The 4,060-nt window shown below is 70.7% G+C and carries 1 protein-coding gene; it reads right to left on the bottom strand.

The annotated features are described in order from the left end of the window. The coding region (locus IU459_RS36655) for a non-ribosomal peptide synthetase (protein WP_195134174.1) at window positions 1–4,060 on the bottom strand (4,060 nt) is incomplete at both ends.

Below are 4,060 nucleotides of genomic sequence, written 5' to 3'. Positions count from 1 at the left end.
GCCTTGGCCCGCGAGACCAGCTGGATGGACACGATGCTGTCGCCGCCGAGCGCGAAGAACGAGTCGTCCACGCCGACGCGCTCCACGCCGAGCACTTCGGCGAACACCTCGGCGATGGTCTGCTCGAGCGGGGTGCGCGGTGCACGGAAGACGACCTCGGTCGCGAACACCGGCTCCGGCAGCGCCTTGCGGTCCAGCTTGCCCACCGGCGTGAGCGGAACATGGTCGATCACCATGATCGATGAGGGCACCATGTAGGCGGGCAGGTGCTCTTCGACGTGCGCCGTCAGCGCCGGGACATCAATCGAATGACCCTGCGCGGCGACGACATACGACACCAGCGACACCGCGCCCGCGGCATTCTTGTGCCCGAGGGTGACCGCGAAGTCGACGGTCTCGTGCGAGGCGAGCGCCGCGTCGATCTCGCCGAGTTCGATGCGGAAACCGCGCACCTTCACCTGGAAGTCGGAGCGGCCGACGTATTCGACCTCGCCGGTGCGGGTCCAGCGCACCACATCGCCAGTACGGTACATCCGCGCACCGGGGACGTACGGGTTGGCGACGAACCGCTCGGCCGACAGGCCCGGCCGCGCGTGGTAGCCACGCGCGAGCTGAACGCCCGACAGATACAGCTCACCTGCGACACCCACCGGAACGGGCCGCAGCTGGGCGTCCAGGATCAGCGATTGCATGCCGCGGATCGGGCCGCCGATGGTGACCAGATCACCGGGCGCGAGCGCGTCGCTGATGTTGGTCATGATCGTGGTCTCGGTCGGCCCGTAGCCGTTGTGGAAGCGGCGGCCCGAACCGTCCGGCGCGCCACCCCACTTGCCGACCAGATCGGCGGGCACGGCCTCACCGCCGGCCACGATCACCCGCATACCGGCCAGCGCCGCCGAATCCAGCGACGCGAGCACCGACGGCGTGATGAAGGCGTGCGTGACCCGCTCGGCGCGGATCAGCTCGGCCAGTTCCTCGCCGCCGTACACACCGGGCGGGCAGACCACCAAGGCGCCGCCGCGGCCGATCGCGAGCAGGAACTCCAGGATCGAGGCGTCGAAGCTCGGCGAAGCGAAATGCAGTGCGCGCGTGTCTGAATCGACGTCATAGCGGGCGTTCTGCTCGTCCCGGAAGTTGGCCAGGCCCGCGTGGGTGACCACGACGCCCTTGGGCACACCGGTGGAACCGGAGGTGTAGATGACGTAGGCCGGGTGCTCCGGCCGCACCGGACGCAACCGATCGGCGTCGGTGACCGCGGCATCGTCGAATTCGGTGAGCTCGAGCTCGTCCAGCACCAGCCACTCGACCGAGTCGGGCAGGTCGGCGCGCACCGACGCGAGGGTCAGGCCGATCGGCGAACCGGAGTCGGTGACCATGTGCGCGATGCGGTCGGCCGGATAGGTCGGGTCGATCGGCACGAACGCGCCGCCGGACTTGCTCACCGCCCATTCGGCGAAGTACGACACGTCCGACCGCGGCACGGCGACGGCCACCAGATCCTCGGTGCCGATGCCGCGCTGAATCAGCAGGCGAGCCAAGCGGTTCGACCGCGCGTCCAGCTCGCCGTAAGAAAGACTTCTCCCCTGGAACACCACCGCGGGCGCTTGCGGGTCGATGGCCACGGCCTCGGCGATCAGGTCCGGCAGCGTCCGCGCCGGGGTCGCCGCCGCACCGGTGCGAGCGACGAGATCGGCCCGCTCGGCGGCGTCGAGCACGTCGATGGCGCCGACGGTGATCGCCGGGTCGGCCGCGATGGCCGCGAGCACGCGCTCCCAGCGGTCCACGATGCCGGCAGCGGTCGAGGAGTCGAACAGCTCGGTGGCGTAAGTGAGCGCCAATGCCATACCGCTGGAAACGGATTCACCGCGCTCGGCCAGAGTGAATTGCAGGTCGAAGCGTGCGACGTTCTCTTCCAGGTCCAGCGCGGACACCGAAAGACCCGGCAGCTGCAGGGTGGTGCGCTCAAGGTTCTGGAACGCCAGCATCACCTGGAACAGCGGATTGCGCGCCTGCGAGCGTTCCGGCGCGAGCAGTTCCACCAGCCGCTCGAACGGCACGTCGGCGTTGCCGTACGCGTCCAGGTCGGTGCGGCGCACCCGGTCGAGCAGGTCGGCGAACGATTCGCCCGGCACGATCGGAGTGCGCAGCACCAGGGTGTTGACGAACATGCCGATTACGTCATCGAGTTCGGCTTCGCCTCGGCCCGCGATCGGAGTGCCGACCGCGATGTCGTCCCCGCCCGACAGACGCGACAGCAGGACGGCGAGCGCGCTGTGCATGACCATGAACAGCGAGGCTCCGCGCTGCCGCGCGAGGTCCTCCAGCGCGGCGATCAGCTCGCCGGACAGCTCGCGATGCAGCGTCGCGCCGCGGTGCGAGGCAACGGCCGGACGCGGGCGGTCGGTGGGCAGCGCCAGCTCGTCGGGGACGCCGTCGAGCGTGCGCCGCCAGTGCGCGACCTGCTTCGCCAGCAGCGAGTCGGGATCCTCCTCGGAACCGAGGATCTCGCGCTGCCACACCGCGAAGTCGGCGTACTGCACCGTCAGCGGCGCCCAGCCGGGGGCGGCGCCGGTGCTGCGCGCGGTGTAGGCGGTCATCACGTCGCGGGTCAGCGGCCCCATGGAGAAACCGTCGGCCGCGATGTGGTGCACCACGACGACGAGCACGTGCTCCTCAGGTCCCGCCGCGTACAACCGGGTGCGCAGCGGAACCTCTTCGGCCACATCGAATCCGGTGGTGACGAACTCGGTCACCACCGCGGTCAGCTCCGCCGGATCCACTCCGACCGGATGCAGGTCCAGGGCGATGTCCTCGGCGGGCACGATCACCTGGACCGGGGTGCCGCCGTGCTCGGGGTAGCGGGTGCGCAGCGACTCGTGCCTGCGCACCACGTCGGCGACCGCCAGCCGCAGCGCCTCGACGTCCAACCCACCGGTGAGCCTGATGGCGATCGGCAGGTTGTAGGCCGCCGACGCGGTGTCGTACTTGTTCAGGAACCACATACGCTGCTGCGCGAACGACAGCGGAACCAGTTCGTCAGCGGCCCGCTCGCGGGCGACCAAACGCGCCCGGGCGGCGCCGTCGGCGTGCGATTCCACCCGTGCGGCAAGGGCTTCCACGGTGGAGGCCTCGAACAGGGTGCGCACCGCGACGGTGGCGCCGAGCGCGGCGCCGATGCGGGCGACCACCCTGGTGGCGATCAGCGAGTTGCCGCCGAGGTCGAAGAAGTCGTCGTCCACGCCGACCCGATCCAGGCCGAGCACGTCGGCGAACACCGCGGCCACCGTCTCCTGCACCGGCGTGACCGGCGCGCGGAAGGCACGCGCCTGCGCCGTCGGGGCGGGCAGCGCGCGGCGGTCCAGCTTCCCGTTGACGGTCAGCGGAATCCATTCCAGCCGTACCACGGCCGAGGGCACCATGTAGGACGGCAGCTGCTCGGCGGCGCCGTCGCGGACCACGTCGAGCACCGGCTCGACGCCCGGTTCGGCGACCACGTACGCGACGATCCGCTGATCGCCGGGCTGGTCCTCGCGCACGATCACCGCGGCCTGCGCGATGCCCGGCTGGGCCAGGATCGCCGATTCGATCTCGCCGAGCTCGATGCGGAAACCGCGCACCTTCACCTGGTCGTCGGCGCGGCCCAGGTACTCCAGCTCGCCGTGCCGGTTCCAGCGCGCGAGGTCACCGGAGCGGTACAGCCGCTCCCCCGGTGCGTCACCCATGGGGTTGGCGACGAAGCGCGTGGCCGACAGGTCGGGGCGGCCGAGGTAGCCGCGAGCCAATTGCGGGCCCGCCACATACATTTCACCCGCGACGCCGACCGGCACCGGACGCAACCGGTTGTCGAGCACGTACACCCGCAGACCCGCGATGGCGCGGCCGACCACGCTGCCGGAGGCGGCGGCGATGGTCGCGGCGTCCAGCGCGCGGTACGACACGTGCACCGTGGTCTCGGTGATGCCGTACATGTTGACCAGCAGCGGAGCCCCAGTCGCGGAGCTTGCGGAGCGGCCGTCGGGCCCAGCGCCGTGCCGCGCCACCCAATCCGACAGCCTGCGCA

Source organism: Nocardia amamiensis (assembly GCF_015477605.1).
Lineage (GTDB): Bacteria > Actinomycetota > Actinomycetes > Mycobacteriales > Mycobacteriaceae > Nocardia > Nocardia amamiensis_A.
Note: the sequence above shows the minus strand (reverse complement) of the source record. Positions and strands in the feature narration are given on the sequence as shown.